Below are 1,129 nucleotides of genomic sequence, written 5' to 3'. Positions count from 1 at the left end.
GGCTCTCTTGAATTTCACAGAGGGCAGATTGAGAAGCGAACTTCTCGGCCGCCAGCGGCGCGCCGCCCTCGTTGGTGAGGCGTATATAGTCGGAGCCATTCGGGGTGTCAACAGCGATTTCGAACTTTCTCAGCATGTCGGCGAACGAATTCCAGCGATGCGCTTTGCATCCCATTTGATGCACGTCGTTGTCGCGAAATCGCTGTGAATTTCGGGCGATATGCACTAGCCGGCTGCTATGATGGTGCCCCCGAAGTTTATGGTAGCCGTCGCGTCGGGTCGCCGCACTTTCTCGGGCGTGGCCGGACCGATCTGCCGCCCACGACTGAGGGATCACCGGCTCAACTGACAGCGTCATTCCATGTGGCAGCGACTGGATAGCCGGTTCATTGCTTTGCTCGAGCAACGAACCCCGGCGAGACATCCGGGACGGTGCCCGCATTGATATGCCGCTCGATTCGTCATCGAATCGCTCGACCAGGTTTCTTGGATGCGGCTTCACCCAGAATGGCTGGGAAAGGACGTCGGCGAGCCGGTCGGGTTCGACGTCGCCGAAAGCATGTGGCGTCCATCGACAGACAGGCCAGTCGCCTTCCATAAGGTCGGTCCGGAGATTTAACCTGCCCCTCTCCCTGCAAGCCGCGAGACCTCGGCTACTCGACTAGCCGCTCAGGCCTTGACCCAGCCAGCGTCGCCGGCGAGCGCGTCGAAATCCGCCGAACTTAGGCCCTCTTGTATGATCGTCAGCGTTCTACGTGCCATGCAGCGGGGAAAGGTATGAGAGCTCCCTCAGCCTCGGGCCGCAGCTCCGCGCCGTGCGGTGCACAGACCGATCTCGTCATGGGCGGCGTCAATCGCGGCACCACCTTCGTTCAGCCGCTATCGGCGAAAACCGGTGATCTCGCGCAATGGCCAGGATGTCCAACAGGCGCTCGAGGTTTCATTGATACCCTTCGATCGAGCGAGGGGCTGTCCAACTGCGCTACCTGCGGGACGCCGCCGTGCTTGTTGCTCCCGAGGACCTCGCTGGCGGCTTCGCATCGAAGCGCGCCGCCGCAAACGCAAACGGCCTGCGTTGGCGGGCCGTTTGCGTGGTGTGGGGGACAGGATTTGGCTCGTCTGCCGGCGC

General features: G+C 62.0%; 1 pseudogene. It reads right to left on the bottom strand.

The window, feature by feature from the left end:
- A pseudogene (locus CK215_RS31170) lies at positions 1–598 on the bottom strand (hypothetical protein); the annotation flags it as partial.
- Between the last annotated feature and the right edge of the window lie 531 nt (positions 599–1,129).

The organism is Mesorhizobium sp. WSM3864 (assembly GCF_002294955.1).
GTDB lineage: Bacteria > Pseudomonadota > Alphaproteobacteria > Rhizobiales > Rhizobiaceae > Mesorhizobium.
This window is presented reverse-complemented; position numbering and strand designations above follow the sequence as displayed.